Genomic DNA, 26901 nt, shown 5'->3' on the forward strand with positions numbered 1-26901 from the left:
CGTACCAGACGCAGCATGGTGTCGTTGCCTTCGGAGCCCGAGCCGGTGAAGAACACGTGGTTCATCCCTTCCGGAGCCAGCTCGGAAATGGCCTGGGACAGCTCCAGGACCGGCGGATGCGCAGTCTGGAAGAAGGTGTTGTAGAACGGCAGCTGGCGCATCTGGGCACTGGCCGCCTCGACCAGCTCCTCGCGGCCATAACCCACAGCCACGCACCACAGGCCGGCCATGCCGTCGAGGATTTTGTTGCCCTCGCTGTCCCACAGGTGTACGCCCTTCGCCTCGGTGATGATGCGCGGGCCCTTCTCGTGCAGCTGGCGGTAGTCGCTGAAGGGCGCCAAATGGTGGGCCCGGCTCAGAGCCTGCCAGTGTGCGGTCTGCGGGTTTTTCGCTTGTTCGTTCATTTACAGCACCTTCTTGGTGCGGGATGCCGGACATCCCGCTGGAATTCGTGGTGCCGGTCGCAACAAGTGCGGCCGGCAACCCCTTACACCGACAGCAGCAGGAACTCGCGCTCCCAGGAACTGATCACGCGCTTGAAGTTCTCGTGCTCGGCGCGCTTGACCGCGACGTAACCACGCATGAACTGCTCGCCAAGGTACTTCTCGGCGTCCTTGCAGCCCTCCATGCGCTCCAGCGCACTCTCGATGGTCACCGGCAGGCGCAGGTTGCGCCGCTCATAGCCGCGCCCCTTGACCGGCGCACTGGGCTTGACGCTACCGACCATGCCCATGTAGCCGCACAGCAGCGAGGCTGCCAGCACCAGGTAGGGGTTGGCGTCAGCGCCGGCCAGACGGTTTTCCACACGGCGGTTCTGCGGGCTGGCTTCCGGCACACGCAAGCCTACGGTGCGGTTCTCCTCGCCCCATTCCACGTTCACCGGCGCCGAAGTGTCGGGCAGGAAGCGGCGGAACGAGTTGACGTTGGGCGCGAACAGAGGGAGCAGCTCGGGGATGTATTTCTGCAGGCCACCAATGTGCTGCAGGAACAGCTCGCTCATCGTCCCGTCGTCATTGGAGAAGATATTCTTGCCGGTCTTGATGTCCACCACGCTCTGGTGGATGTGCATGGCGCTGCCCGGCTCATCGGTGATCGGCTTGGCCATAAAGGTGGCAGCCACATCGTGCTTGAGCGCGGCTTCGCGCATGGTGCGCTTGAACACCAGAATCTGGTCGGCCAGGTGCAGAGCGTCGCCATGACGGAAGTTGATCTCCATCTGCGCCGGGCCTTCTTCATGGATCAGGGTATCCAGGTCCAGCCCCTGCAATTCGCACCAGTCGTACATATCTTCGAACAACGGGTCGAATTCGTTGGCGGCATCAATGGAGAAGCTCTGACGGCCGGTTTCCGGACGACCGGAGCGACCGATCGGCGCCTCCAGCGGGAAGTCCGGGTCGCTGCTGCGCTTGGTCAGATAGAACTCCATCTCCGGCGCAACAATGGGCCGCCAGCCTTTGTCGGCGTAGAGCTTGAGCACCTTCTTGAGGACATTGCGCGGTGACAGTTCAATGGGGTTGCCCTGCTTGTCGAAAGTGTCGTGGATCACCATGGCGGTCGGCTCGACAGCCCAGGGTACGAGAAATACCGCGTCGGGATCCGGACGGCAGAACATGTCGATGTCCGCTTCGTCCAGCAGGTCGTAATAGATGTCGTCCTCGACATAGTCGCCGGTGACGGTCTGCAGCAGCACACTCTCGGGAAGGCGCATGCCCTTCTCGTCGAGGAACTTGTTGGTCGGCGAGATCTTGCCGCGGGCAATGCCGGTCAGATCGCTGATCAGACATTCAACTTCGGTGATTTTGCGTTCTTTCAGCCAGCTCGTGAGCTGGTCTAGCTTGGTACTCATAGAGACCTCGGGGTTGTAGAACCAACTAAGGTTATAGCCGGTTCAGTGTTGCCTCGCCGGCCCCCTGCAAGCCTCACCAAAGGCCTGAGAGCAGACGAGATATTCAGGGAGATGCTACTCGGGACAGAGCACCTCCAGCACCTGACTTTTCACTTTGCGCAGAGCCGGCCAGCCGGGTGGTCGCAGATCATTCAGGGAGGCAGAAACGGGTAACAGGTCGCGCCGTCTCTCGGGCAGGACACGATGGAAGTCGCGCGGCAGCAAATTGCCATCTACGCTGATGTGGGAAATGCTGGACAGGCCGAAGGCCCCTCGCGAGCGCCCAAGGCTGGTATTCACCTTCGGGGCATGAGGCACGGGCACAAGCCGCGCAGAGCCTGGCTGCAGGTTTGAACCACCCGCGCCGCCGTAACTGGAGACAGCGTCAGCGAAGCTTCTGCGGCAGGCATTGGCGCCGATGATCGGCAGGCAAAACATGGGACACCCGTATTATTGCTGTTATGGGTTTGACCCGAGCTTAGCCTTGTTCATTTTTTTACACAATAGGGCTGTAAAAAATCGAATACACCCTATTTAGCCGGCTGGCAAAGAGCTCTGCAGCTACCGAAAAAAAACCTATAAACGCCCCTAGAATGGGCAGAACGCCCCGCCATAGTGCGCTCTGGGAGCAGCTTGACAGCCAACAGCGTTTCGGATTGACTCACACCCATGCACTCGCATGATTGATATATTTAACAAAAGGTGTTGCATCATGTCGGTACCCCCGCGTGCCGTTCAGCTTAATGAAGCGAACGCGTTCCTTAAGGAACATCCTGAGGTCCAGTTCGTCGACCTTCTTATTGCAGATATGAACGGTGTGGTGCGCGGCAAGCGCATCGACCGTAACGCTCTTCACAAGGTGTACGAGAAAGGCATCAACCTGCCAGCTTCCCTGTTTGCTCTCGACATCAACGGCTCCACCGTCGAAAGCACCGGCCTTGGCCTGGATATCGGTGACGCCGACCGTATCTGCTTCCCCATTCCCAATACCCTGTGTAAGGAGCCCTGGCAGAAGCGCCCCACCGCGCAATTGCTGATGACCATGCACGAGCTGGACGGCACCCCCTTCTTTGCCGACCCGCGCGAGGTATTGCGCCAGGTGGTACAGAAGTTCGACGAACTGGGCCTGCGGATCTGCGCAGCCTTCGAACTGGAGTTCTACCTGATCGACCAGGAGAACGTGAATGGTCGTCCGCAGCCGCCACGCTCGCCGATTTCCGGCAAGCGCCCACACTCTACCCAGGTCTACCTGATCGACGACCTCGACGAGTACGTCGACTGTCTGCAGGACATGCTCGAAGCCGCCAAGGAGCAGGGCATCCCGGCCGACGCCATCGTCAAGGAAAGTGCTCCAGCACAGTTCGAGGTCAACCTGCACCACGTCGAAGACGCCATCAAGGCCTGTGACTACGCCCTGCTGCTCAAGCGCCTGATCAAAAACATCGCCTACGACCACGAGATGGACTCCACCTTCATGGCCAAGCCCTACCCGGGCCAGGCTGGCAACGGCCTGCACGTGCACATCTCGCTGCTGGACAAGAAGACCGGACAGAACATCTTCGCCGCCGACAACCCGTTGGAGAACAGCTCGCTTCGGCATGCCATCGGCGGTCTGCTCGACACCATGTCGGCGACCATGGCGTTTCTCTGCCCCAACGTGAACTCCTACCGCCGCTTCGGCGCCAACTTCTTCGTACCCAATGCACCGAGCTGGGCGCTGGACAACCGTACCGTAGCCGTACGCGTGCCTACCGGCAGCCCGGATGCCGTGCGCATCGAACACCGTGTGGCCGGCGCCGACGCCAACCCTTACCTGATGCTGGCGGCCATCCTTGCCGGTGTGCACCACGGCCTGACCAACCAGATCGAGCCGGGTGAGCCCGTTGAGGGCAACGCCTACGAGAAGCTCGAACCGAGCCTGCCGAACAACCTGCGCGACGCACTGCGCGAACTGGACGACAGCGAGGTACTGAACAAATACATCGATCCGAAGTACATCGACATCTTCGTCGCGTGCAAGGAAGCGGAACTGCAGGAGTTCGAGACCACCATTTCGGACCTGGAGTACAACTGGTACCTGCACACCGTATGATCGACCCAAGACAGCCGGCCTCAGAGCCGGCGTCTTTTTGCCTGAATTCTGTACGCCCCAGTGCAGAAACTGCCCTCAGGGCAGTGTGCCGCTGACCTGAATCAACCCCGGAGTCTGCCCGACGGGATAATGTTGCCATCACACTTCAGGAGCTACCCATGTACCGCGTCTTCACCACCCTAGCGCTAACTCTGGCCTCAGCGCTTTGCTACGCCGATGACAGCATCCGCGTCTACAACTGGAACGACTACATCGCTCCACAGGTGCTGGAAGACTTCACCCGTGATACCGGCATCAAGGTCGACTACCGTACCTTTTCCACCGCCGAGGAACTGACCAGTGCCTTGGCCAAGGGCGAACCCTTCGACGTGGTAGTGCCACAACACAACGAACTGCCCGCACTGATCGCCGCGGGCTATCTGCAGCCGCTGGACCTGCAGCACCTGCCGAACCGTCGCCACCTGGACAAGCAGATTCTCAGCAAGCTGGCCGCAGTGGATCCACAGAACCGTCATACGGTGCCCTATCTGTGGGGAGCGGTCGGCCTGGCAATCAACGTGCCGCAGGCCGAGGCCGCCTTCGGTGGTTCATTGCCGAACAGCTGGAGTGTACTTTTCGACAGCAAGCACAGCTCGCGCCTGGCCGAATGCGGTATCAGCGTGCTGGACGCACCGGACGAGACCCTATCGCTGCTGCTCAACTACCAGGGCCGCAGTCTTGCCCGCAGCGGGCCGAGCCGCATAGAACGGGCCGGTGAGCTACTGATGAATGAGCTGCGTCCACATGTACGCTATGTCGACAGCGAACGCTACATCGATGATCTGGCCAACGGCCGGCTGTGCCTGGCCATGGCCTGGATCGGCGATGCCCTGGCCGCAGCCCAGGCCGGCCAGCCGGTACGCTTCGTGGTGCCGGAAGAAGGTTCGGTGGTATTCATCGACAACCTGGCGATTCCCAGCAATGCCAACCGCGTCGACCTGGCCCATCGCTTCATCGACTACCTGCTGCAGCCGAAGGTAGCGGCGAAAATCACCCAGGAAATCCTCTATCCCAATGCCAACGCCAGCTCGGCAGAGTTCCTCGCCCCCGCCCTGCTGGAAGAAGTCGGTCTGTATCCGGATCAGGACACCAAGCGCCGCCTGCATCCGGTAGAGGTACTCTCAGAGAAGCACACCGTGGTGCGTGACCGCGTCTGGCAGCAGTTCCGCAACGGCAGCTGAAACGGGCTTGCCTGAGGTCGTCTGGCTGGCGTCCAATAGCGTCTCTTCATCCAGGAGTTCGCCATGCCGCGCCCCAGTCCCCAGCGCAAGCCCCGCGCCAGCAGCCAGGCCAGGATCGCCGAGATTCTGGCCGCAGCCCGCGAGTTGCTGGCCGAGCAAGGCATGAGCGGTCTGTCGATCTATGCCGTGGCTGAGCGTGCCGCGATCCCGCCATCCTCGGTCTACCACTTTTTCGCCAGCGTTCCGGCCCTGCTTGAAGGGCTGACGGGCGATATTCACGCTGCCTTTCGAGCCTGCCTGCTGGAGCCGGTGGATCACGCCGCGCTGAACGACTGGCACGATCTCTCGCATCTGGTCGAACAGCGCATGCTGGCGATCTATGCCCACGATGCCGCCGCCCGCCAACTGATTCTCGCCCAGCACGGGCTGACCGAAGTCACCCGGGCCGATCACCAGCATGACCTGGAACTGGGCCGGCTGATGCAGGCCCTTTTCAACCGCCATTTCCCGCTACCACAGCTGCCGACGGATATCGATGTGTTCGCCCTGGCCATGGAACTGGGCGACCGCGTCTATGCCCGCTCGGTGCAGTTGCACGGCGAGATCACTCCGCGTCTGGCTGCCGAAGGCATGCGCGTATTCGACGCCTACCTTGGTCTCTACCTGCCCGCCGCACTGCCCAAGCGTCCCCAGCCACTGGCCGACGCCTTGCCCCAACACTGATCCCTATACGGATTTTGCTCCGGGAAAAATCCGGAGAATTTCCGCTACCTCTTGTTTTCGCGCTTCAAATATCGATATTTATCGGATATAAATCGAACATACCGCCCTGGCCTGCATTCCGCCACGGCATAGCGAAAGGATCTTTGCGGATCCGCGAACGAACCAAGAGGTGCTTTATGTCCCGCATCGTCACCGTCGCCGCCACCCAGATGGCCTGCTCCTGGGATCAGGCCGCCAACCTAGCCAACGCCGAAAAGCTGGTACGCCGCGCCGCCGCTCAAGGCGCGCAGATCATCCTGCTGCAGGAGCTGTTCGAAACGCCTTACTTCTGCCAGAAGCCGAATGCCGACTACACCCAGCTGGCCACCCCGACAGACCAGAACCCGGCCATCACTCACTTCTCCAGGCTTGCTGCCGAGCTGGGCGTGGTACTGCCGATCAGCTTCTTCGAGCGCTCAGGACGAGCACGCTTCAACAGCATCGCCATCATTGATGCCGACGGCAAAAATCTCGGTATTTATCGGAAAAGCCATATCCCGGACGGCCCCGGCTACCATGAAAAGTATTACTTCAACCCGGGCGACACCGGCTTCAAGGTGTGGGACACGGCCTATGCCCGCATTGGCGTCGGCATCTGCTGGGATCAGTGGTTCCCGGAGACCGCACGCAGCATGGCGCTGATGGGCGCAGAGATCCTGCTCTACCCCACTGCAATCGGCAGCGAACCGCATGACCCGACCATCAACTCCCGCGAGCACTGGCAGCGCGTGCAACAAGGCCATGCCGGCGCCAACCTGATACCGCTGGTAGCCAGCAACCGGATCGGTCGTGAGGAACAGGAAGATTACGCCATCACCTTCTACGGCAGCTCCTTCATCGCGGACCAGTTCGGTGCCAAGGTCGCAGAACTGGGCCAGCAGGAAGAAGGCGTTCTGGTGCACAGCTTCGACCTGGATGAACTGGAGCGCGTGCGTACCGCCTGGGGTGTATTCCGCGATCGCCGGCCAAACCTATACTGGCCACTTTCTACGCTTGACGGAGAAAACCGCTCCTGCTGAGCAGCGCAAACCCGCGCCCGGGTCATTACCGGGCCCGACGACAGACGTCCCGGATGTTTCCGGACAAGAGGTGACCCTATGACCACCCTGAACAGTACTCCTCGTGCCGATGGCTTCCGCATGCCGGCGGAATGGGAGCCCCACCACCAGACCTGGATGGTCTGGCCCGAGCGACCGGACAACTGGCGCCTTGGCGGCAAGCCGGCGCAGGCCGCCTTTACCGCTGTGGCCAAAGCCATCGCCCAGTTCGAACCGGTAACCGTTTGCGCCTCTGCCGCGCAATACGAGAATGCCCGCGCACGCCTGGATGCCGACAACATCCGTGTGGTGGAAATCACCACGGACGACGCCTGGGTACGCGACACCGGCCCCACCTTCGTGGTCAACGAGCACGGCGAGGTACGCGGCGTGGACTGGGCCTTCAACGCCTGGGGCGGCTTCAACGGCGGCCTGTACTGGCCATGGCAGCGTGACGATCAGGTAGCGCGCAAGATCCTCGAGATCGAGGGCTGCAAGCGCTACCGCACAGAAGGCTTCGTTCTCGAGGGTGGCTCGATCCACGTCGACGGCGAAGGCACCCTGATCACTACCGAGGAATGCCTGCTCAACAGGAACCGCAACCCGCACCTTTCCCGCGAGCAGATCGAGGCGGTGCTGTGCGATCACCTGGCAGTAGAAAGGGTTATCTGGTTGCCGGACGGCCTGTACAACGACGAAACCGACGGCCACGTCGACAACTTCTGCTGCTATGTGCGCCCGGGCGAGGTGCTGCTGGCCTGGACCGACGACGAAAACGACCCCAACTACCCACGCTGCCAGGCCGCCATGAAGGTACTGGAAAGCGTCCGCGATGCCAGGGGTCGCCAACTGATAGTACACAAGATGCCGATCCCCGGGCCGATCCATGCCAGCGAGGAAGAGTGCGCCGGCGTCGACATCGTCGAAGGCAGCCAGGAGCGCGACCCGTCGATCCGCCTGGCCGGCTCCTACGTCAACTTCCTCATCGTCAACGGCGGCATTGTCGCGCCAAGCTTTGACGATCCGAAGGACACCGAGGCCCGCGCCATCCTTGAGCGGGTATTCCCCGAGCACCGCGTGGTGATGGTGCCGGGCCGCGAGATCCTGCTCGGCGGCGGCAACATCCATTGCATCACCCAGCAGCAACCGGCGCCGCAAGGCCGCTGAGCCGCTGCACACAAAACGCCCGGCAGTGCCGGGCGTTTTTCTTTTCCCCGTTGCCGCCTACTCGAAGGGCTGCGGGCGAGGGGTGTCGTTGCTCGACGGCGGCAGGATCGGCAGAGCGAAGCTCGGCTGCTCGCCGGTCAGGGTCTTGAGGAAGGCGGTGATCTTGCCAATCTCCTCGTCGCTCAGCTTGCGACCCAGTTGCAGACGCGCCATGACATCCACCGACTCCTCCAGTTTCCAGTAGGCACCATCGTGGAAGTAGGGGTAGGTCAGTTCGACGTTGCGCAGAGTCGGCACCTTGAACTTGAAGCGGTCCGCATCCTTGCCGGTCAGGCCGGCCACGCCTTCGGCGGGGTTGTCGGTCTGATAGGGTTCGACCAGGCCCATTTTCTGGAACGAGTTGCCACCCAGTGCCGGGCCGTTGTGGCAGGCCACGCAACCAATCGACTTGAACAGCTCGTAGCCTTCACGCTCGGTCTGGGTGATGGCGTCCTTGTCGCCCTTGAGCCACTTGTCGAAGCGCGAGTTGGGAGTGACCAGGGTCTTCTCGAACTCGGCAATGGCGTCGGTAACGTCGTCGAGGGTAATTTCCTCGCTGCCGTAGACAGTCTTGAAGGCATCCCGGTACTGCGGGATGGAGCGCAGCACGTCGATGGCCAGAATATGGGTGAAAGCCATTTCCTTCGGATTGGCGATCGGCCCGGCAGCCTGCTCCTTGAGGTCGGCGGCGCGGCCGTCCCAGAACTGCGCCAGGTTGAGACTGGAGTTGAGCACAGTAGGCGAGTTGATCGGCCCTTCCTGCCAGTTGTGGCCGATAGAGGTCGGCAGGTTGTCGCTGCCGCCCATGGACAGATTGTGGCAGGAGTTGCAGGAAATGAAGCCGGAGCGCGACAGGCGCGGGTCAAAGAACAACTGCTTGCCCAGCTCTACCTTGGCAGGGCTGGTGATTTCGGCCGGGGCAATGGGCTGCACAGGTTCGTTGGCGGGAACGGCGGCCAAGGCGTTAACGCTCAGGCATACCCCTGCCAACAGACTCAGGGAGCGCATGGGATTTCTCCTCGTTTTATATGGCGGTTACGGTTGCAACCACCATGCTCTCATATCGCCATCACAGCCTTGACCCATGTCAAGCCGATGGCTGACTTATTCCACGCGCTTCAACGCTCTGTGCCGGTTTCCAGCAACTGCGGATCGAGAGCCGTCAGCGCCTGATACTGGCTGACAAACACCTGCCCGCCGAAACGCTCGAGAAAATCCGAGCGTTTAAGCCTGTCCATCACCGGCCCCTTGACCTCTGACAGGTGTAGCTGCAAGCCGGCACTGGCCAGACGAGCAGCAATGGTTTCCAGCGAATCCAGCGCGCTGGCGTCAATCAGGTTGACCCCCGAGCACTGCAACACCAGATAGCGCGCCTGTGGTCGCTGCGCTACCAGTTCGGCGATGCGCTCCTCCAGATAACGGGCATTGGGGAAATACAGGCTCTCATCCACCCGTAGCGACAGCACCGTGCGACTCTCCAACGTGTCGAAGCGCTCAATGTTGCGAAAATGCTCGGTACCCGGTAGCAGACCGACCACGGCGATATGCGGCCGACTGGTGCGCCAGAGAAACAGCAGCAGCGACAACGCGACGCCAAGCAGGATGCCGGTCTCCACACCGTGAAACAGCACCCCGAGCAGAGTGACCAACTGTGCCACACCATCCTGCCGCGAATAACGCCAGGTACGCCGCAACGTACGCAGGTCGATCAGTCCGAGAATGGCGACCAGAATGGTCGCCGCCAGCACCGCCTGAGGCAGATGTTGCAGAAGCGGCGCCAGCCCCAGCGCCGCCCCCAGCATCAGCGCCGCCACCCAGAGCCCCACTCGCGGCGTAGCTACCGGGGTTTCCAGCGCCAGCGCCGAACGGGAAAAGCTGGCAGCTACGGGAAAGCCTCCAGTTAGTGCCGCCGCCAAGTTGGCTCCAGCCTGCCCACGCAACTCACGATCCGGGTTGACCGAGCGCCGCCGCCGCGCCTCAAGGCTCTGGGCAATGGACACCGACTCGACGAAGCCGACCAGAGCAATCAACAGGGCGGCAGGCCACAATTGATGCAGTAGTGTCAAATCCGCCGGCGGCAAGCTCAATGACGGCAGCCCGGCAGCCACCGTACCGACCACGCGTACGCCCAGCGCCTCCAAATCCAGCAGTACGCTAGCGAGGATACCCAGCAGCACCAGCAGCAGCGCACCAAGGCGCACCAGCCAGCCGCCCAGGCGCACCGGCAGATAGCGGCGCAACAGTCGCAACCCGAGCAGAAAAGCCACGCTGGCAAGCCCCAGCCACAGCGTCGGCAAATGGATCTGCTCCAGCTGCGCGGCCAGCGACGGCAACAGGTCCGGCAGGCTCTGGCCGCTACCACGGATACCGAGCAAATGCCCCAGTTGGCTGGCCGCAATCAGAATCGCCGAGCCACTGACGAAACCGGCGATCACCGGATGGCTGAGGAAGTTGGCCAGCACACCGAGCCGCAGCAGGCTCATGGCCAGCAGAAACAACCCCACCAGCAGTGTCAGCAGCGCCGCTGCAGCCAGGTAGGCAGCACTGCCCGGCGGCGCCAGCGGCTGCAGCGCGGCGGCAGTCATCAGTGACAGGATCGCCACCGGCCCCAGCGCCAGGGCCACCCCGGCGCTGCCGCCGAGCAGCGCATACACCGCCAGCGGCAGGATGCTCGCGTACAAGCCGGCGACCGCCGGCAGGCCGGCCAGCTGCGCATAGGCCAATGCCTGCGGCACCAGCAGCAGGGAAACCAGCAGCGCCGCGATCAGGTCGGCACCGGCCGAGTTGCGCCAATAGCCGCGCAGGGGCTCAAAGGACATTCAGCGGCACCTTGAGATAACGCACCCCGTTGTCTTCCGGCGGGGGCAGTTCGCCGCCGCGCATGTTCACCTGTACCGAAGGCAGGATCAACGCCGGCATGAACAGGGTGGCATCGCGCTGCCGGCGCATGGCGACGAACGCGTCCTCGCCGACGCCTTCGCGCACATGCACGTTGTGCGCGCGCTGCTCGGCCACCGTGCTCTGGTAGTGGAAATGCTCGCGCCCCGGCGCCTTGTAGTCGTGGCAGAGAAACAGCCGGGTCGCGTCCGGCAGGGCGAACAGGCGCTGGATCGAGCGATACAGCACGCGCGCATCGCCGCCGGGAAAGTCGCAGCGCGCCGTGCCGTAGTCCGGCATGAACAGGGTGTCGCCGACGAAGGCGGCATCGCCGACCACATAGGTCATGCAGGCCGGGGTATGCCCCGGCGTGTGCAGCGCCTGGGCGTCGAGGCCGCCGATGCGAAAACGCTCGCCATCGGCGAACAGCCGGTCGAACTGGCGGCCGTCGCGGGCGAACCCGCTACCGGCATTGAACAGCTCGCCGAAGGTGCGCTGCACCTGGGTGATCTGCGCGCCGATGGCCAGGCGCCCGCCCAGCTCCTGCCTGAGATAGGGCGCGGCGGAAAGATGATCGGCATGCACGTGGGTCTCCAGCAGCCAGTCCACCGTCAGTCCCTGCGCCCGGACATGGGCGACGATGCGCTCGGCGCCGGCATGCGAGGTGCGCCCGGAGGCCGCATCGTAGTCCAGCACCGAGTCGATGATGGCGCAGCGGCCGCTGTCGGGATCGCTGACCACATAGCTGTAGGTGAAGGTGGCCGGGTCGAAGAACGGGGTGATGACGGCGGACATGGCGGCTCCCGGACGATCAGGACTTGCGTTTGCAGGTATCGATGCCCAGCAGCGGATAGGCCGGGCAGAAGCGGAAGATGCCGGTGGCCAGCGGCAGCAGGCCGATCCAGCCCCACAGGCCGATGACGCCGCCCAGGCTCAGGGCGATGAGGATCAGGCCAACGGCAATGCGCAGGCTGCGGTCGAGGGTTCCAACATTGGCTTTCATCGTGGTTCTCCAGGTCAACGCCCGCGCTGGCCCTCCAGCGCGGCAAAGATCAGCATGCCGGCGAGCATCGCCAGGACGAACAGCAGCGCCTGCCAGTGGCCGACGAGCAGCAGGGCGACGGCCGGCCCCGGGCAGATGCCGGCGATGCCCCAGCCGACGCCGAACAGCAGGCTGCCGCCGACCAGCCGGGCATCCACATCGCGGCGCGTCGGCAACTGCATGGTGCCGCCCAGCAGCGCGCGCGAGCGCCTGCCCGCCAGCAGCAGCGGCAGCGCGGCGACGCCGATGGCGCCGGCCATCACCAGCGCCAGGGAGGGGTCCCAGTTGTCGGCCAGGTCGAGAAAGGCCAGCACCTTGGCCGGGTCGGCCATGCCGGCCAGCAGCAGGCCGAGACCGAACAGCAAGCCAGAGACGAATGCACCGAGTCTGGCCATGTTCAACCTCCCAGCAGGTGACGCAATACGAACACCGTGGCGAAACCGCTGGCCATGAAGCACAGCGTGGCCAGCAGCGAGCGCGGCGAAAGGCGGGCAATGCCGCACACGCCATGGCCGCTGGTGCAGCCCGAGCCATAGCGGCTGCCGATGCCGACCAGCAGGCCGGCGACGATCAGCCCCAGCGCATCGCCCTCGAAGCGGATGTCCGGCAGCGCGGCGAACAGCCCCCAGAGCAATGGCGCCAGCAGCAGCCCGAGCAGGAACGCCGCCTTCTCGCCGCGCCCCTCGGCGCCGCGCTGCAACAGGCTGCCGAGCAGGCCGCTGATCCCGGCGACACGGCCATTGGCCAGGGCGAAGACAGCCGCCGCCAGACCGATCAACGCGCCGCCGGCCAGGGCGCTCCAGGGCGTGAAGCTGGCCCAGTCGATGGTCATTGCTGGCCCTCGCAGAACAGGCGGTACAAGGTCTCGATCAGCGCCAGCGCCGCCGGGCTGCTGATGCGGTAGAAGATCTGCTTGCCCTCGCGGCGGGTCGCCACCAGCCCTTCGCGGCGCAACACCGCCAGTTGCTGGGACAGGGTGGGCTGCTGGATGCCCAGCAGCGTCTCCAGCTCGCTGACGTTGCGCTCGCCCTGCGACAGCTGGCACAGCAGCAGCAGGCGATCCGGATTGGCCAGCGCCTTGAGCAACTGCCCGGCGGCATCGGCATTGGCACGCAGTCGCTGGAGGTCGAGCGGATCGGCCATGGAGCACCTTCATTCAATACAATATGTATTTTTATATATTGTATTGAATGAAGGTGTCAACTGCGGAACAGGCGTAGGGCGGGTGCACCCCGCCAGGGTGATTGGCGGGGTGCACCCGCCCTACGTCATAAACGCGAAAACCCGCCGAAGCGGGTTTTCTGCAAGTGACGCGGATCAGGCGTCAGCGTCGGCAGCAGCCTTATAGGCAGCAGCGTCGAGCAGCTTGTCCAGCTCTCCGGCATCACTCGGCTTGAGCTTGAAGAACCAGCTGCCGTACGGATCGCTGTTGACGCTCTCCGGGCTATCGACCAGAGCTTCGTTGATGGCAATCACCTCGCCACCGACCGGAGCGTAGATGTCGGATGCGGCCTTGACCGACTCCACCACACCGGCCTCCTGACCGGCGGCCAGCTGACGACCGACTTCCGGCAGCTCGACAAACACCACGTCACCGAGGGCTTCCTGAGCGTGGTCGGAGATGCCCACGGTGACACTGCCATCGGCTTCCAGTCGGGCCCACTCATGGCTGGCGGCATAACGCAGATCGGCGGGGATATTGCTCATGTTCGATTCCTCGTAAGCGATGACGGCGCAGCAGGCCGCCAAGACAATTTAGCAGGCGGCTGCAGTTCCTGCGCCGCCCGATGTTCAGATCAGAGCCTTGCCAAAGCGGACGAAGCTTGGCTTGACCACCCGCACGGGAAACCACTTGCCACGGATTTCCACCTCGGCACGATCTCCCGTGGCCGCCGGCACACGTGCCAGGGCAATGGATTTGTTCAGCGTAGGCGAGAAACTGCCGCTGGTGATCTCACCTTCGCCTATGCCCTCAATGCGCACGACCTGATGGGCGCGCAATACCCCGCGCTCCTCAAGCACCAGGCCAACCAGCTTGCTCGGGCAACCGGCGGCATGCAACGCCTCCACCGCCGGACGACCGATGAAATCACGTCCGACCGGCTCCCAGGCCAGCGTCCAGCCCATGTTGGCGGCCAGCGGCGAGACCTGCTCGTCCATGTCCTGACCATAGAGATTCATACCAGCCTCCAGACGCAGGGTGTCGCGCGCGCCCAGACCGATCGGAGCAATACCGACGCCGACCAGCTCATTGAGGAAGGACACCACTTCGCTGGCCGGCAACATGATTTCCAGTCCGTCTTCACCGGTGTAGCCGGTTCGGGAGATGAACCAGTCGCCATCAGGCAACCCCTGAAAAGGCTTGAGTTCATGGATCAGCGCTGCGCGTGCCTGGGTCACCAGCTCGGCAGTACGCGCCCGGGCGCGAGGGCCCTGAATGGCCAGCATGGCCAGATCTCGGCGCTCGTGCAGCTGCACCTCGAAATCGCCAGCCTGGGCGTGCATCCAGGCCAGATCCTTGTCGCGGGTACCGGCATTGAGCACCAGTCGGTAGCCCTGGTCGGTGAGGTAGACGATCAGATCGTCGATCACCCCCCCCTGCTCGTTGAGCATGGCGCTGTACAGGGCCTTGCCGGGCGCCTCCAGGCGCGCCACGTCGTTGGCCAGCAGGCGCTGCAGGTAGGCCCGGGCTCCGAGCCCGCCAACATCCACCACACACATGTGCGAGACGTCGAACACGCCGCAATCGCGACGCACCTGATGATGTTCTTCCACCTGCGAACCGTAGTGCAGGGGCATGTCCCATCCACCGAAATCCACCATCTTGGCGCCCAGCGCCAGGTGCAGGTCGTAGAGGGGGGTACGCTGTCCCATGGGTTATCTCCTTCCGGGCTTGGCGAAGCGATTCAGACTCCTGGAAGCTGCCTGCGGTGCCATTGCTGCGTTACAGCCAGACTCGAAAGGCCCATGTGCAAAAGCACAGCCGGGCGTTTCTCGCCTGCCTGCGCCTTACACTGGCGCCTCGGCTCAAGCTTCCTGCTTCGCCCTACTCCTGCATCCATGCAGTCGTTGGCAACGCTTCCAGATACATCTTGCCGGGTCACCCGGCTCGCGAATGGCGCGCATTGTAGCCGTATGGCGGCCGGGGGTCATCTGACCAAGGTCGCCCCTGAGGCTCAACCGATGCCGCGCGCCGAACGGCGGATCAGTAGGATCACCGGCAACAGACCGACCAGCACCAGAGTCAGGGCCGGCAGCGCGGCACGCGCCCATTCGCCTTCGCTGGTCATCTCGAACACCCGGATCGACAAGGTATCCCAGCCAAATGGCCGCATCAGCAAAGTGGCCGGCATCTCCTTAAGCACGTCGACGAATACCAGCAGCGCGGCGGTCAGAGTGCCCGGCAGCAACAGCGGCAGGTAGACCCGCAGGAACAGTCCGATGCCGCCGACCCCCAGGCTGCGCGAGGCCTCAGGCAGGGAGGCGCGAATGCGCGCTAGGCTGGTTTCCAGCGGGCCGAAGGCCACCGCCATGAAGCGGATCAGATAGGCCACCAGCAGCGCCGACAGACTGCCCAGCAGCAGCGGCTTGCCGGCACCTCCCAGCGCCGTCGACAAGGGGATCACCAGTTCGCGGTCGAGAAAGCTGAAGGCCAGCATTATCGCCACTGCCAGCACCGACCCCGGCAACGCGTAGCCCAGATTGCCCAGCGCCACGCCGAGGCGCACACCACGGCTGGGCGCCAGACGCCGGGCAAAGGCCAGCAGCATGGCTACCGCTACAGTCACCAGCGCCGCCAGCACACCGAGGTAGAGCGTGTGCAGAATCATCGCCGCGTAGCGTTCATCGAGATCGAAGCGGCCGCGCTGCCAGAACCACACCAGCAATTGCAGCAACGGGATGACGAAGGCACAGGCGAACACCAGACCGCACCAGGCACTGGCGGCAAACGCCTTCCAGCCACGCAGGTGATACAGCGCCTTGCCACGCGGCCGCTCGCTGGCCGGACGCGCAGCACCACGGGCACGGCGCTCGCCATAGAGCACCAGTGCCACCGCCAGCAACAGCAAGCTGGCCAGTTGAGTTGCGCTGGTCAGGCTGTAGAAGCTGTACCAGGTCTTGTAGATGGCCGTGGTGAAGGTGTCGAAGTTGAATACCGAAACCGCACCGAAATCGGCCAGGGTCTCCATGATCGCCAGCGCCAGGCCGGCACCGATGGCCGGCCGCGCCATTGGCAGAGCCACGCGCCAGAAAGCCTGCCAGGGGCTCTGTCCGAGCACCCGCGCCGCTTCCATCAGCCCCTTGCCCTGAGCCAGGAACGCGCCACGGGCGAGCAGATAGACATAGGGATAGAACACCAGAACCAGAACGATGATCACGCCACCGGTGGAACGCACCCGAGGCAGGCGCAGACCGCTGCCGAACCATTCGCGCAGCAGCGTCTGCACCGGGCCGGCGAAGTCCAGCAGGCCGACGAAAACAAAGGCCAGTACATAGGCAGGAATGGCAAACGGCAGCATCAGCGCCCAGTCCAGCCAGCGCCGGCCGGGAAACTCGCAGAGGCTGGTGAGCCAGGCCAGGCTCACCCCCAGCAGCGTCACACCGATGCCGACGCCCAGTACCAGGATCAGAGTGTTGCCGAGCAGTCGTGGAATCTGCGTCTGCCACAGGTGCGACCAGATCTGCCCGTCCACCTCGTGCCAGCTCAGCAGCAACACCGACAACGGCATCAGCACCAGCGCGGCGACGGCAAGGACGATGGGATACCAGCGGCGCTGGACAGGATGCGGCACGCGAACTCCTCGACAACGGAAAAGACGACGCCCCGGCTAGGCGGGGCGTCGCAGTATAACGGCAGCGTAGCGGATCACCGAAGGACGCACATCAACCTGCGCGCCGCCCGGCATCCGGAACCCGAACCGGGCCGGCCGATTACTGCCAGCCGGCACGATCCATCAGCATGGTCGCCTCGGCCTGACGCTTGCCGGCCACTTCGGTCGGAACGTTGTCAGCCTTGAAAGTGCCCCAGGAAAGGACTTCGGCAGACGGCTCGACTGCCGGGTTGGCCGGATACTCCTGGTTGACGCCGGCGAAGATGCTCTGAGCCTCCGGGGTGGTCATCCACTCCAGCAGCTTGCGCGCCTGTTCGGCATGCGGCGCGTACTTGGTAACGCCGGCACCGGCCAGGTTGACGTGAACGCCACGGTCACTCTGGTTCGGCCAGAACGGCTTGACCTTCAGATCCGGCTGCTGCTTGTGCAGACGGCCGTAATAGTAGGTATTGGTGATGCCCACGTCGCACTGGCCGGCATCGATGGCCTGCAACAGCGCGGTATCGTCGGCGAACACGTCAGTGGCCAGGTTGTTGACCCAACCCTTGACGATTTCCTCGGTCTTCTCGGCGCCATGAGCCTCAATCAGGGTGGCAGTCAGCGACTGGTTGTAAACCTTCTTACTGGTACGCAGGCACAGACGGCCTTCCCACTTCGGCTCGGCCAGGGCTTCGTAGGTCGACAGCTCTTCCGGCTTGACCCGCTCAGTAGAGTAGAAAATGGTGCGCGCACGCAGCGACAGGCCGGTCCAACTGTCGCTGCTGGAGCGGTACTGGGACGGGATATTGGCCTCGATGACCGCGGACTTGGTTGGCTGCAGAACGCCTTCCTGCTCGGCCTGCCAAAGGTTGCCGGCATCGACGGTGATCAGCATGTCAGCCGGGGTGTTGGCACCTTCGGCCTTGAGACGGGCGATCAGCGGCGCTTCCTTGTCGGTGATGAACTTCACCTGCACGCCAGTCTTCTCGGTGTAGGCATCGAACACCGGCTTGATCAACTGATCGATACGCGAGGAGTAGACCACCACTTCATCGGCTGCCTGCACAGCAGCAGCCAGGGTACTGAGGGTAAATGCAGCGAGAAGAGCATTGCGAGCCTTCATGGGGGCAGCCTCTTAAGAACGAAAAAGTGGCTGAATAGTAGTGAATGTTATTTGCCTTCTCAATACAAAGCGCAGAACAGGTTAAAAGCCTTGTCACAGGACAAGTCGCTTCAGGCCTTGGCCAGCTCCGGCAGATCGCCCGACAGCCCCAGAGCCTGACGCACGAACAGCGCCTTGGCCTCGGCCCGGGCATCGACCATGTCGAGGCCGACATTGCGCAGCAGCCGCAACGCCAGGGGATCGGCCTGGAACAGCCGCTGGAACCCCTCCATCGCCGCCATCATCGCCAGGTTGTGCGGCATACGCCGACGCTCGAAACGACTCAGCACACGCATTTGCTCAAGACGCTCGCCCCGCTCCCGGGCATGCAGCAGTACCTCGGCCAGCACCGCCGCATCGAGCATGCCAAGGTTAACCCCCTGCCCGGCCAGTGGATGAATGGTATGCGCGGCATCGCCAATCAGCGCCAGCCCGGGCTCCACGTAGCGCTTGGCATGACGCTGACGCAGCGGAATGCACAGCCGCCGATCCGCATGCAGCACCTTGCCGAGCCGCTCCTCGAATGCGCGCCCCAATTCGGCACAGAACGCCACGTCGTCGAGCGCCGTCAGTCGCTCGGCTTCGGTCGGCACGGTCGACCAGACGATCGAACACCAGTGTTCTCCAGGCGACCCGGCCAGAGGCAGGAAAGCCAACGGACCATCATCGGTGAAACGCTGCCAGGCAGTCCCTCGGTGCGGCTGCTCGCAGCGCACGCTGGTGACAATGGCATGGTGCAGATAATCCCACTCGCGGGTGGCGCAGCCGGCCAGCCGACGCACCGCGGAGTTGGCACCATCAGCCGCCACCAGCAGAGGCGTACGCAACTGGCGGCCATCGGCCAGGGTCAGCAGCCAGTCGTCACCGCTGTGACGCAACTGCTCCAGACGCGCCCCCGGCAGCAGACCGATCTGGCTGTCGTGCAGACGCTCCAGCAGGGCATCCTGCACCACCCGGTTCTCGACGATATGCCCCAGAACATCGGCGTGCACGCTGGCAGCGGAGAAATGAATGCTGCCGGTGCCGGAACCATCCCAGACCTGCATTTCACCATAGGGGCAGACACGCCGCGCAGCAACCCCCGGCCAGGCGCTGAGACGCTGGAGAATGCGTTGACTGGCCATGGACAGGGCACTGACTCGCGGTTCAAACGGCGCGCAGGTGTCGAACGGAGCAACATTCAGCGGGCTGCCGTCGACCACGATGATCTCCAGGCCGGCGTGTTCCAGAGCCAGTGCCAGGGTACTGCCGACCATACCGGCACCCACGATGATCAGATCCGCTCGCATGTTCATTCCTGCGTCATTGACGATGACGGCACGCCAGGCGCACCGGATGATAGCTCGCGCACGGCCGCCACGCGCCGTTCACAGGCTGCGCACTCCCAGGCCCATGGCCTGCCGGGCAAACCAACGCTTGGCCGGTGGCAGCAGGTCAAGTCCGAGCAGCCCCAGATTGCGCCCGGCTGTCAGTAGCGGCTGGGCGTTACTGAACAGTCGAGTGACCTGATCCGAAAAGCCCACGGTCAGTTGCTGATCAAGTGTCTGGCGCTGCAGATAACGCTGCAGCGTGGCAAAGTCACCAAGCGGCGCGGTGCTTTCACTCAGCACCTCGGCCAGCGCCAGGGTATCGCGCAGTGACAGGTTGTACCCCTGGCCGGCGATGGGATGCAGGCTATGTGCAGCATTGCCCAGCACCACCAGATGCGGACGTACCTGTTCCTGCGCCTCGACCAGGCTCAGCGGATAGAGATGGCGGGCGCCAACCTGCTGCAGCGCTCCCAAACGGTAACCGAAGACCTGCTGCAACTCGCCGAGAAAACACTTTTCGTCCAGCCGCAGCAACCGCTCGGCGTCGGCGGCGGCACGCGTCCAGATCAACGCGCAGCGGTTATCGGACAGCGGCAGCAGGGCCATAGGCCCGTCATCGGTGAAACGTTCAAAGGCCTGGCCGCGATGAGCCTCCAGAGGACTGACGTTGGCCACCAGCGCGCTCTGGCCATAGGGCCGCACCCGCACACCGATACCAAGCTGCTCACGCAGACCGGAGCGCCCACCGTCGGCGAGGATGGCCAGGCCGCAGTCAAGCGAAGTTTCATCATTCAGGCCCAAGCGATAGCCGTGATCCAGGCGCTGCATGGTCACGACTTCGGTCGGGCAGCGCCACTCAACTACCTGCTGATCCAGCGCCTGCCACAGGCAGTGGCCGAGCCAGGCGTTCTCGGCCACGTAACCGAGCGCCGGAACGCCCTCCTCCATGGCCAGCAGCCGAGTGGCGCCGAAACGGCCGCGATCCGACACGTGAATCTGCTGAATAGGCTCGGCACGCCGGGCAATGGCCTGCCAGAGCCCCAGACGTTCGTAGATCAGCCGGCTGCCGTAGGACAGTGCCGTGGAGCGCGCATCGTAACTGGGCTGGTATACGCTGCCAGGTGCGAATGGCTCGATCAGTACGATGTGCCAGCCACGCTGGCGTGCCGCATCCTGCAAGGCCAGAGCGAGGCTGGCGCCGACCAGGCCGCCGCCGATGATCGCCAGCGTGGCACTCGACATGACTTCAGGCCACCTCGCTGCGGGACGAGGCCATCAGCGCCTCGATCTCGGCCACCGTCTTCGGCACGCCACCGGTCAACACTTCGCAACCGCTGCGGGTCACCACTACGTCATCCTCGATACGCACACCAATGCCGCGCCATTTCTTCGCCACCTTGTCGTTATCCGGGGCAATGTAGATGCCGGGCTCGACAGTCATCGCCATGCCCGCCTCAAGCACACGCCACTGTCCGCCGACCTTGTAGTCGCCAACGTCGTGTACGTCCATGCCCAGCCAGTGACCGGCGCGGTGCATGTAGAACGGCCTGTAGGCCTCGCTGGCGATCAGTTCGTCGACCTCGCCCTCAAGCAATCCCAACTCCACCAGACCTGCGGTAATCACCCGCACGGTAGCCTCGTGGGCCTCGTTCCAGTGCCGTCCCGGAGCGATGTATTTCATGGCTTCCAGATTCGCCTCCAGGACGATCTCGTAGATAGCCTTCTGCTCGGGCGAAAACCTGCCATTGACCGGGAAAGTCCTGGTGATGTCGCTGGCGTAGCAGTCGATCTCGCAGCCGGCGTCGATCAACACCAGGTCGCCGTCCTTCAGCGGCGCGTCATTCTCATGGTAGTGCAGGATACAGGCATTCTTGCCAGCGGCGACGATGCTGCCGTAGGCCGGCATCTTCGCCCCACCCTTGCGGAATTCGTAATCCAGCTCGGCTTCCAGGTGGTACTCGTACAGCCCGGCGCGGCTGGCCTGCATGGCGCGCACGTGGGCACGCGCACTGATCTCGGCGGCCGTCTTCATCACCTTCACCTCGGCCGCCGACTTGTACAGACGCATGTCATGCAGCAGATGGTCGAGAGCAACGAACTCGTTGGGTGGCGTAGCCCCCTGGCGAGCCTTGGCGCGGATATGGTTGATCCACTCCATCAGCCGCTGATCGAACTCCTGATTGCAACCGATGGCGTAGTAGACGCGCTCGCGTCCTTCGATCAACCCCGGCAGAATGTCGTCGATATCGCCGATGGGGAAGGCATCGTCGGCGCCATAGGTCCTGATCGCGCCGTCCTGGCCGGCACGCAGCCCGTCCCACAGTTCCCGCTCCGGGTCACGCTCGCGACAGAACAGCACGTACTCACCGTGCTCGCGGCCCGGAATCAAGGCCATCACAGCCTCCGGTTCGGGAAAGCCGGTAAGGTACTGGAAGTCGCTGTCCTGGCGGTAGACGTGCTCGACATCGCGATTGCGGATATATACCGGCGCGGCAGGCAGGATAGCGATGCTGTTAGGCTCCATCTGCGCCATCAGCGCCTTGCGCCGGCGGGCGTATTCGGACTTGGGAATGCGGGTCAAGATGGGCTCCCGGATGATCTCAGTGCAGGGAAGGTTTGGCGACAGGCGTCGTCGGTTTGGCGCACTCGCTGTATAGCAGCAACGGCGCCACGCGCAGGTACTCCATCACTTCCATATAGTCGCTTTCGCCATCTTCGGACTCTTCCAGCGACCCCTGAACCTGGGCGATGGCCGACAGATCCTGCAACACCTCCATGGCCTCGGCACTCAAGGCGCCGTCCCGGGCAGTCAGGCCGAAGCCGGCGAGGAAACCCTGGCACCACTGGCCAAGGGCCTCGGCACGCTGCGCCAGAGGCGCTTCGTCATCCGGCAGCAACAGCACCAGCGCGATGTCCTCGCTGCTCAACTCGCCCTTGACCATTTCCTGCAGGCCGATCAGCGCCTGGCGCACGCTGTCCTGCGGCTCGCCACCGAGCAGATCGGCAGCATCAAGCAGCCAGGCATCGGCATCGAAACCGGCGCCGGCACAACTGCGGCCCAGCAACAGGCCATGTAGTTCGGCAGGAGAAACGAAATGCCCGGCACTGCTGAGCAAAGTCGCGAAGGCGGCATAGGGTGAGCTTGAAGTCGACATAGATAGCTAGGCGCCAGGCGGCGCAGTCTCTAGAATGAAGGCCTCGTATCCTAGCACCGGCAGGCGCGGCAAGACCATCCGAGGCCGCCGGGGTGATGCCCCGCGCGAGATCACGCCATCGCCATGCGGTTTGACCCGCCCCCGGTACAGACCTATATAGTCCAGCCCAGCCACCCCATAGCGAGAGCCCATGGAAGACGCCGATCTGCAAGCCCTGACCGCCAAGCTGGAACAGCTGATCCAGCGTGTCGAGCAGCTCAAGGCCCATAATCGACTCCTGCTGGCAAATGAAAAGGCCTGGCGCGAGGAGCGCGCTCATCTGATCGAGAAGAACGAATTGGCCCGACACAAGGTCGAATCGATGATTTCGCGCCTCAAAGCTCTGGAGCAGGACTCATGACCCAGCCGAATACCGTTACCGTCCAGATTCTGGACAAAGAATATTGCATCGCCTGTCCGCAGGACGAACGCGCCAATCTGGAGAGTGCCGCCCGCTACCTCGACGGCAAGATGCGCGAAATCCGCTCCAGCGGCAAAGTCATCGGCGCCGACCGCATAGCGGTAATGGCGGCCCTGAACATCACTCACGAGCTGCTGCACAAGCAGCAGCGCCTGGATCAGGATGCCAACTCCACCCGCCAGCAGGTGCGCGCCCTGCTCGATCGTGTCGACCAGGCCCTGGCCGACGATCCGGCTACCTGAAGCCGGTTGCCGGCCAGTTTGTCGCAGAGCACCCTGCTACCCATCTCTTCAGGTATACTGAGGCAACTTCCTGGGGTGTGCGCCAGTCGGGGATGTCCCTGAGCCGATACGCACAACCACGGGGGTTGTAAGTGGGGCCGGTGTGCATGTCCGCCTGACGGAAAGCCTTAACGCCTCCTGCATCCTCCACCTTGAACTTTCGGGTTCAAGGGCTAAACCGACAGCGGCACGCTGGGAAGCCTTCATTATTCCTCACTGGTCGCCCCCATACGTCCCAGTCCATGAATTCCTCCACGCCTCTCAGCCGCCCGCAGTTGCGCCGCCTGCTCCGCCAGCGCCGCCGCGCTCTGAGTCGTAGCCAGCAGCGCCTGGCCGCCCGCAACCTGTATCGCCAGTTGGCCCAGCATCCGCTACTGCGCCGCGCCCGGCACATTGCCCTGTACCTGCCCAATGACGGCGAGATCGATCCGCGCCCTCTACTGGTCGCAGCCCAGAAGCGCGGCAAACACACCTATCTGCCAGTACTCAGTGCCTGGCCGCGCACCAGAATGGTATTCCAGCGTGTTAGCCGGCACGAAAAACTGGCAGGCAACCGCTTCCGCATTCTCGAACCGCGGCCGCAGATCAAGCGCCAGCGCAAGGTTTGGGCGCTGGATCTGCTGTTGTTGCCACTGGTGGGTTTCGACGCCCGGGGCGGACGTCTGGGGATGGGAGGAGGCTTTTACGACCGCAGTCTGGCCTACCTGCGCCGGCGCAAGCACTGGAAATCACCAATCCTGCTGGGCCTGGCGCATGAATGTCAGCGAGTGGACGAACTGGAAATGGCCAGCTGGGACGTACCCCTACAGGCCACGGTGACGGACAAGGGCTGGTACTGAAGGGTTCGACACCGCGCTCCCTGCGGTGCCGGGCAGAGTGCGCTAGGGCTTCGAGACTTGGCTCGTGGCTTCGCCCTGACGCTCCCAGAGCCCCTGGGTGTAACCTGTAGTAACCACACCCAGACTGAAAAGTACTACAAGAACCCACAAAAGATCCGGCTTGCGTTTCATCTATTGCCTCCCCCTTCAAGGCAACTCCACGCGTCGATCGCGCGTTATTGTTATGTGCAATACGACGACGCCCGGCGTTAAGACGGGTATTTTCCGCCAGTCCCGTTCACCGTGCAATTTCTGACGCCAACCGACTGTCGGAGGGTTTCACCAAGGTGTCGCTGCTAACAGACTCAACTGCAGGAGCAAAGTTCATGCCTTACTGGCTGATGAAATCGGAACCCGAGGAACTTTCCATCCACGACCTGCAACGGCAGGGTCAGGCACGCTGGGACGGTGTGCGCAACTACCAGGCGCGCAACTTCATGCGGGCGATGCAGACGGGCGACCTGTTCTACTTCTATCACTCCAGTTGCCCCCGTCCCGGTATTGTCGGAGTTGCGCGAATCGTCACGCCGGCTTACCCGGATCCGGCCGCGCTGGATCCGCACAGCCCCTATCACGACCCCAAAGCCAGCGCCGAGCGCAATCCCTGGAGTGCATTGGACGTGGAGTTCGTCGAGGCCTTCGCCGAGGTATTGCCACTGCAACAACTGAAGAACAATCCACTGCTCAGCGAACTGCCGTTGGTACAACGCGCCAGTCGTCTGTCAGTGATGCCGGTGAATGAGGCGCAGTGGGCGGCAATCCGCGCCATGCTCTGAAGCTCGGCAGACCGGAAGCTGAACGGTTTCACCAGCGCAGACTCCATTTACCGCCCATTCACAGGGGCAATGCTACCCGTGCGCAAACGCTGACACCGATGGTCTGAGGCAAACGCCCGAACCATTCACTGAATGATCAGGTTGTTGAACAGCAGATCTTCTACGATAGGCCGCCCCTCCTCGCCGGTAATAGCTGCCTGCACCTGCTGCAACGCCTGCTGACGCAGAGCTTCACGGCCCTCGGGGGCGTTGATGGTTTCGCTGGTCTGGGCCGAGAACAGCAGCACCAATTGATGGCGGATAAGCGGTTCGTGCAACTTGAGCCGCTCTTCGGCCTCACTACCTGTAACACGCAAGGCGACATCCGCCTTGAAGAATTTCAGCCGGTTACCGGGATCGGCCAGGTTACCGATCAACGACGGCACCAGGTTGTGATACAGCGTCTGCGGAGCCTCATTCTTCTTTTCCGAAGAGGCCAGAGCAGGCAGGCAGATCGTCAGACTCAGCAGCAACGCGGGCAACAGTTTCACGGTTTCGCTCACTCCATCAGGGATTGATCTAGCATAGCCATCCCGGCCGACACACCCAAGCCCGACGGTTATGTCCGACTATCAGGCCAAGGCATGCTCGTTGACCCGGGTCGACTGCCCCCTACACTGCAAGGCACCTGGCAAGAGGAACAATGCTGATGAAAGCCCTGCTGTGCAAAGCCTTCGGCCCGGCCGAAACGCTGGTACTGGAAGACCTGCCGAGCCCCGAGCCGAAAGGCAACGAGGTACTGATCGAGGTGCATGCCGCGGGAGTGAATTTCCCGGACAGTCTGATCATCGAAGGCAAATACCAGTTCAAGCCACCCTTTCCCTTCGCCCCGGGCGGCGAGGTGGCCGGCGTAGTCAAGGCCGTGGGCGCGAAAGTCGGCCACCTCAAGGCCGGTGATCGGGTTATGGCACTGACCGGCTGGGGAGGCTTCGCCGAGGAAGTGGCGGTGCCGGCCTACAATGTGCTGCCTGTACCCGAGAGCATGGATCTGACCGGAGCAGCCGCCTTCGGCATGACCTATGGCACATCGATGCATGCGCTGAAACAACGCGCCAGCCTGCAGCCGGGCGAAACCCTGCTGGTACTCGGCGCCTCCGGTGGCGTCGGCCTGGCGGCGGTGGAAATCGGCAAAGCCATGGGTGCCCGGGTGATTGCTGCGGCAAGCAGTGCCGAAAAGCTGGAAGTAGCACGTAATGCCGGCGCCGATGCACTGATCAACTACAACGAACAGAGCCTCAAGGACGAGGTGAAGAAGCTCACCAATAGCCAAGGCGCAGACGTGATCTACGACCCGGTGGGTGGTGCGCTGTTCGAGGAAGCGTTCCGCAGCATTGCCTGGAACGGTCGTTTCCTGGTGGTGGGTTTTGCCGCCGGCGGTGGTATTCCGGCCCTACCGGCCAACCTGCCGCTGCTCAAGGGCGCGTCGCTGGTCGGCGTGTTCTGGGGGGCCTTCGCCCAGCGCCAGGCACAAGACAATGCCGACAACTTCCGCCAGCTTTTCGCCTGGCATGCCGAAGGCAGACTCAAGCCGCTGGTATCGCAAACCTTCCCGCTGACACGCGGCGGTGAGGCAATCAATATCCTGGCCAAGCGCAAGGCGGTGGGCAAGCTGGTGATACAGGTGCGCTGAGCCCTGCTCCTCGCGAATAGAAAAACCCGCTTCAGAAGCGGGCTTTTCTGTAGTGGAGAAAGCGGCTTAAACCAGTTTTTCCAGTTCCGGTACGGCTTCGAACAGGTCGGCGACCAAGCCATAGTCGGCCACCCGGAAGATCGGCGCCTCCTCGTCCTTGTTGATCGCAACGATCACCTTGGAATCCTTCATGCCAGCCAGATGCTGGATCGCACCGGAGATACCAACGGCGATGTACAGCTGCGGCGCAACGATCTTGCCGGTCTGACCCACCTGCA

General features: G+C 63.1%; 29 protein-coding genes and 1 other RNA gene. 11 read left to right on the forward strand and 19 right to left on the reverse strand.

All coding sequences use genetic code 11. The annotated features are described in order from the left end of the window. Both NCCP436_RS17010 and NCCP436_RS17015 read right to left on the reverse strand, forming a co-directional pair. A partial coding sequence (locus NCCP436_RS17010; protein ID WP_220805157.1) for an aminotransferase class III-fold pyridoxal phosphate-dependent enzyme occupies positions 1-404 on the reverse strand: 404 nt, incomplete at its 3' end. Positions 405-487: 83 nt separating this feature from the next. After that, on the reverse strand, positions 488-1846 hold the full coding sequence (locus NCCP436_RS17015) for a glutamine synthetase family protein (protein ID WP_220805158.1): 1359 nt from the start codon (positions 1844-1846) through the stop codon (positions 488-490). Positions 1847-2597: 751 nt separating this feature from the next. On the opposite strand from NCCP436_RS17015, the gene NCCP436_RS17020 reads away from it, so the two are divergent. The 5 genes from NCCP436_RS17020 to aguA all read left to right on the forward strand — a co-directional run bounded on the left by NCCP436_RS17020 (position 2598) and on the right by aguA (position 8163). After that, complete coding sequence (locus NCCP436_RS17020) at positions 2598-3977, forward strand: glutamine synthetase family protein (protein ID WP_220805159.1); 1380 nt, start codon at positions 2598-2600, stop codon at positions 3975-3977. 158 nt (positions 3978-4135) lie between these two features. Next, entirely contained in the window at positions 4136-5197 is a 1062-nt protein-coding gene (locus NCCP436_RS17025; protein ID WP_220805160.1) for a polyamine ABC transporter substrate-binding protein, read from the forward strand. A 63-nt stretch (positions 5198-5260) separates the two neighbouring features. After that, positions 5261-5920, forward strand: a complete 660-nt coding sequence (locus tag NCCP436_RS17030) for a TetR/AcrR family transcriptional regulator (RefSeq protein WP_220805161.1) — start codon at positions 5261-5263, stop codon at positions 5918-5920. A 176-nt stretch (positions 5921-6096) separates the two neighbouring features. Continuing rightward, positions 6097-6978, forward strand: coding sequence for an N-carbamoylputrescine amidase (aguB, locus tag NCCP436_RS17035; RefSeq protein WP_220805162.1), 882 nt, complete (start codon positions 6097-6099; stop codon positions 6976-6978). Between the two features lie 78 nt (positions 6979-7056). Further along, positions 7057-8163 (forward strand): agmatine deiminase, encoded by a 1107-nt coding sequence (gene aguA / locus NCCP436_RS17040; protein WP_220805163.1) that lies wholly within the window; start codon positions 7057-7059, stop codon positions 8161-8163. A 57-nt stretch (positions 8164-8220) separates the two neighbouring features. Here the strand turns inward: aguA and NCCP436_RS17045 are convergent, their stop codons facing one another. The 15 genes from NCCP436_RS17045 to NCCP436_RS17115 form a co-directional block, all read right to left on the reverse strand. After that, positions 8221-9210 carry a cytochrome-c peroxidase gene (locus tag NCCP436_RS17045; RefSeq protein ID WP_220805164.1) on the reverse strand — a complete coding sequence of 330 codons (990 nt, stop codon included), beginning with the start codon at positions 9208-9210 and terminating at the stop codon, positions 8221-8223. A gap of 110 nt (positions 9211-9320) precedes the next feature. Next, positions 9321-11021, reverse strand: coding sequence for a SulP family inorganic anion transporter (locus NCCP436_RS17050; protein WP_220805165.1), 1701 nt, complete (start codon positions 11019-11021; stop codon positions 9321-9323). Further along, the gene (locus tag NCCP436_RS17055) at positions 11011-11874 is read right to left on the reverse strand and encodes an MBL fold metallo-hydrolase (RefSeq protein WP_220805166.1); all 864 of its coding nucleotides are present in this window, start codon (positions 11872-11874) and stop codon (positions 11011-11013) included. The genes NCCP436_RS17050 and NCCP436_RS17055 overlap by 11 nt, the downstream gene beginning before the upstream one ends. 16 nt (positions 11875-11890) lie before the next feature. Next, complete coding sequence (locus NCCP436_RS17060) at positions 11891-12082, reverse strand: DUF2892 domain-containing protein (RefSeq protein WP_220805167.1); 192 nt, start codon at positions 12080-12082, stop codon at positions 11891-11893. A gap of 14 nt (positions 12083-12096) precedes the next feature. After that, positions 12097-12516 (reverse strand): DUF6691 family protein, encoded by a 420-nt coding sequence (locus tag NCCP436_RS17065; protein WP_220805168.1) that lies wholly within the window; start codon positions 12514-12516, stop codon positions 12097-12099. Between the two features lie 2 nt (positions 12517-12518). Next, the gene (locus tag NCCP436_RS17070) at positions 12519-12953 is read right to left on the reverse strand and encodes a YeeE/YedE family protein (protein WP_220805169.1); all 435 of its coding nucleotides are present in this window, start codon (positions 12951-12953) and stop codon (positions 12519-12521) included. Continuing rightward, positions 12950-13264 carry a metalloregulator ArsR/SmtB family transcription factor gene (locus NCCP436_RS17075; protein WP_220805170.1) on the reverse strand — a complete coding sequence of 105 codons (315 nt, stop codon included), beginning with the start codon at positions 13262-13264 and terminating at the stop codon, positions 12950-12952. The genes NCCP436_RS17070 and NCCP436_RS17075 overlap by 4 nt, the downstream gene beginning before the upstream one ends. A 174-nt stretch (positions 13265-13438) precedes the next feature. Further along, positions 13439-13828: a glycine cleavage system protein GcvH gene (gene gcvH, locus NCCP436_RS17080; RefSeq protein ID WP_220805171.1), complete on the reverse strand. Its 390-nt coding sequence runs from the start codon at positions 13826-13828 to the stop codon at positions 13439-13441. An 84-nt stretch (positions 13829-13912) separates the two neighbouring features. Continuing rightward, positions 13913-14995, reverse strand: coding sequence for a glycine cleavage system aminomethyltransferase GcvT (gene gcvT, locus NCCP436_RS17085; RefSeq protein WP_220805172.1), 1083 nt, complete (start codon positions 14993-14995; stop codon positions 13913-13915). 302 nt (positions 14996-15297) lie between these two features. After that, entirely contained in the window at positions 15298-16914 is a 1617-nt protein-coding gene (locus tag NCCP436_RS17090; protein WP_220805173.1) for an iron ABC transporter permease, read from the reverse strand. A 139-nt stretch (positions 16915-17053) separates the two neighbouring features. After that, complete coding sequence (locus NCCP436_RS17095) at positions 17054-18055, reverse strand: extracellular solute-binding protein (RefSeq protein WP_220805174.1); 1002 nt, start codon at positions 18053-18055, stop codon at positions 17054-17056. A gap of 110 nt (positions 18056-18165) precedes the next feature. Beyond that, the gene (locus NCCP436_RS17100) at positions 18166-19383 is read right to left on the reverse strand and encodes a 2-octaprenyl-3-methyl-6-methoxy-1,4-benzoquinol hydroxylase (RefSeq protein WP_220805175.1); all 1218 of its coding nucleotides are present in this window, start codon (positions 19381-19383) and stop codon (positions 18166-18168) included. A 78-nt stretch (positions 19384-19461) separates the two neighbouring features. After that, a complete protein-coding gene (gene ubiH / locus NCCP436_RS17105; protein WP_220805176.1) occupies positions 19462-20646 on the reverse strand; it encodes a 2-octaprenyl-6-methoxyphenyl hydroxylase in 1185 nt (394 codons plus the stop codon). A gap of 4 nt (positions 20647-20650) precedes the next feature. After that, positions 20651-21985 carry a Xaa-Pro aminopeptidase gene (gene pepP / locus NCCP436_RS17110; RefSeq protein WP_220805177.1) on the reverse strand — a complete coding sequence of 445 codons (1335 nt, stop codon included), beginning with the start codon at positions 21983-21985 and terminating at the stop codon, positions 20651-20653. A 19-nt stretch (positions 21986-22004) separates the two neighbouring features. Continuing rightward, a complete protein-coding gene (locus tag NCCP436_RS17115) occupies positions 22005-22559 on the reverse strand; it encodes a YecA family protein (RefSeq protein WP_220805178.1) in 555 nt (184 codons plus the stop codon). Positions 22560-22749: 190 nt separating this feature from the next. On the opposite strand from NCCP436_RS17115, the gene NCCP436_RS17120 reads away from it, so the two are divergent. The 5 genes from NCCP436_RS17120 (at position 22750) to NCCP436_RS17140 (ending at position 24954) form a co-directional block, all read left to right on the forward strand. Further along, on the forward strand, positions 22750-22959 hold the full coding sequence (locus NCCP436_RS17120) for a TIGR02449 family protein (RefSeq protein ID WP_220805179.1): 210 nt from the start codon (positions 22750-22752) through the stop codon (positions 22957-22959). Next, the gene (locus NCCP436_RS17125; RefSeq protein ID WP_220805180.1) at positions 22956-23261 is read left to right on the forward strand and encodes a cell division protein ZapA; all 306 of its coding nucleotides are present in this window, start codon (positions 22956-22958) and stop codon (positions 23259-23261) included. The genes NCCP436_RS17120 and NCCP436_RS17125 overlap by 4 nt, the downstream gene beginning before the upstream one ends. Before the next feature lie 64 nt (positions 23262-23325). After that, positions 23326-23503, forward strand: a non-coding RNA gene (ssrS, locus tag NCCP436_RS17130) — 6S RNA. Between the two features lie 39 nt (positions 23504-23542). Beyond that, positions 23543-24139, forward strand: coding sequence for a 5-formyltetrahydrofolate cyclo-ligase (locus NCCP436_RS17135; protein WP_220805181.1), 597 nt, complete (start codon positions 23543-23545; stop codon positions 24137-24139). Between the two features lie 365 nt (positions 24140-24504). Further along, positions 24505-24954 (forward strand): EVE domain-containing protein, encoded by a 450-nt coding sequence (locus NCCP436_RS17140; RefSeq protein ID WP_220805182.1) that lies wholly within the window; start codon positions 24505-24507, stop codon positions 24952-24954. Positions 24955-25079: 125 nt separating this feature from the next. Here NCCP436_RS17140 and NCCP436_RS17145 read toward each other — a convergent pair whose 3' ends face one another. Continuing rightward, on the reverse strand, positions 25080-25484 hold the full coding sequence (locus tag NCCP436_RS17145) for a flagellar basal body-associated FliL family protein (protein ID WP_220805183.1): 405 nt from the start codon (positions 25482-25484) through the stop codon (positions 25080-25082). Between the two features lie 158 nt (positions 25485-25642). Here NCCP436_RS17145 and NCCP436_RS17150 point away from each other — a divergent pair, with 158 nt between their 5' ends. Continuing rightward, positions 25643-26623 (forward strand): NADPH:quinone oxidoreductase family protein, encoded by a 981-nt coding sequence (locus NCCP436_RS17150; protein WP_220805184.1) that lies wholly within the window; start codon positions 25643-25645, stop codon positions 26621-26623. 66 nt (positions 26624-26689) lie between these two features. Here NCCP436_RS17150 and NCCP436_RS17155 read toward each other — a convergent pair. Continuing rightward, positions 26690-26901: electron transfer flavoprotein subunit alpha/FixB family protein (locus tag NCCP436_RS17155; RefSeq protein ID WP_220805185.1), on the reverse strand; the 212-nt coding region annotated here is incomplete at its 5' end.

Source organism: Pseudomonas sp. NCCP-436, assembly GCF_019656335.1.
GTDB lineage: Bacteria > Pseudomonadota > Gammaproteobacteria > Pseudomonadales > Pseudomonadaceae > Aquipseudomonas.

What these genes read in the sequence shown, in the direction of transcription:
- NCCP436_RS17075 (WP_220805170.1), bottom strand. Translation starts at nt 13,264, where the DNA reads ATGGCCGATCCGCTCGACCTCCAGCGACTGCGTGCCAATGCCGATGCC.
- NCCP436_RS17055 (WP_220805166.1), bottom strand. Translation starts at nt 11,874, where the DNA reads ATGTCCGCCGTCATCACCCCGTTCTTCGACCCGGCCACCTTCACCTAC.
- NCCP436_RS17025 (WP_220805160.1), top strand. Translation starts at nt 4,136, where the DNA reads ATGTACCGCGTCTTCACCACCCTAGCGCTAACTCTGGCCTCAGCGCTT.
- gcvT (WP_220805172.1), bottom strand. Translation starts at nt 14,995, where the DNA reads ATGGGACAGCGTACCCCCCTCTACGACCTGCACCTGGCGCTGGGCGCC.
- NCCP436_RS17095 (WP_220805174.1), bottom strand. Translation starts at nt 18,055, where the DNA reads ATGAAGGCTCGCAATGCTCTTCTCGCTGCATTTACCCTCAGTACCCTG.
- NCCP436_RS17050 (WP_220805165.1), bottom strand. Translation starts at nt 11,021, where the DNA reads ATGTCCTTTGAGCCCCTGCGCGGCTATTGGCGCAACTCGGCCGGTGCC.
- NCCP436_RS17100 (WP_220805175.1), bottom strand. Translation starts at nt 19,383, where the DNA reads ATGCGAGCGGATCTGATCATCGTGGGTGCCGGTATGGTCGGCAGTACC.
- NCCP436_RS17135 (WP_220805181.1), top strand. Translation starts at nt 23,543, where the DNA reads ATGAATTCCTCCACGCCTCTCAGCCGCCCGCAGTTGCGCCGCCTGCTC.
- aguA (WP_220805163.1), top strand. Translation starts at nt 7,057, where the DNA reads ATGACCACCCTGAACAGTACTCCTCGTGCCGATGGCTTCCGCATGCCG.
- NCCP436_RS17020 (WP_220805159.1), top strand. Translation starts at nt 2,598, where the DNA reads ATGTCGGTACCCCCGCGTGCCGTTCAGCTTAATGAAGCGAACGCGTTC.
- NCCP436_RS17045 (WP_220805164.1), bottom strand. Translation starts at nt 9,210, where the DNA reads ATGCGCTCCCTGAGTCTGTTGGCAGGGGTATGCCTGAGCGTTAACGCC.
- NCCP436_RS17140 (WP_220805182.1), top strand. Translation starts at nt 24,505, where the DNA reads ATGCCTTACTGGCTGATGAAATCGGAACCCGAGGAACTTTCCATCCAC.
- NCCP436_RS17120 (WP_220805179.1), top strand. Translation starts at nt 22,750, where the DNA reads ATGGAAGACGCCGATCTGCAAGCCCTGACCGCCAAGCTGGAACAGCTG.
- NCCP436_RS17115 (WP_220805178.1), bottom strand. Translation starts at nt 22,559, where the DNA reads ATGTCGACTTCAAGCTCACCCTATGCCGCCTTCGCGACTTTGCTCAGC.
- NCCP436_RS17070 (WP_220805169.1), bottom strand. Translation starts at nt 12,953, where the DNA reads ATGACCATCGACTGGGCCAGCTTCACGCCCTGGAGCGCCCTGGCCGGC.
- aguB (WP_220805162.1), top strand. Translation starts at nt 6,097, where the DNA reads ATGTCCCGCATCGTCACCGTCGCCGCCACCCAGATGGCCTGCTCCTGG.
- NCCP436_RS17150 (WP_220805184.1), top strand. Translation starts at nt 25,643, where the DNA reads ATGAAAGCCCTGCTGTGCAAAGCCTTCGGCCCGGCCGAAACGCTGGTA.
- NCCP436_RS17060 (WP_220805167.1), bottom strand. Translation starts at nt 12,082, where the DNA reads ATGAAAGCCAATGTTGGAACCCTCGACCGCAGCCTGCGCATTGCCGTT.
- NCCP436_RS17015 (WP_220805158.1), bottom strand. Translation starts at nt 1,846, where the DNA reads ATGAGTACCAAGCTAGACCAGCTCACGAGCTGGCTGAAAGAACGCAAA.
- gcvH (WP_220805171.1), bottom strand. Translation starts at nt 13,828, where the DNA reads ATGAGCAATATCCCCGCCGATCTGCGTTATGCCGCCAGCCATGAGTGG.
- NCCP436_RS17125 (WP_220805180.1), top strand. Translation starts at nt 22,956, where the DNA reads ATGACCCAGCCGAATACCGTTACCGTCCAGATTCTGGACAAAGAATAT.
- NCCP436_RS17065 (WP_220805168.1), bottom strand. Translation starts at nt 12,516, where the DNA reads ATGGCCAGACTCGGTGCATTCGTCTCTGGCTTGCTGTTCGGTCTCGGC.
- NCCP436_RS17030 (WP_220805161.1), top strand. Translation starts at nt 5,261, where the DNA reads ATGCCGCGCCCCAGTCCCCAGCGCAAGCCCCGCGCCAGCAGCCAGGCC.
- ubiH (WP_220805176.1), bottom strand. Translation starts at nt 20,646, where the DNA reads ATGTCGAGTGCCACGCTGGCGATCATCGGCGGCGGCCTGGTCGGCGCC.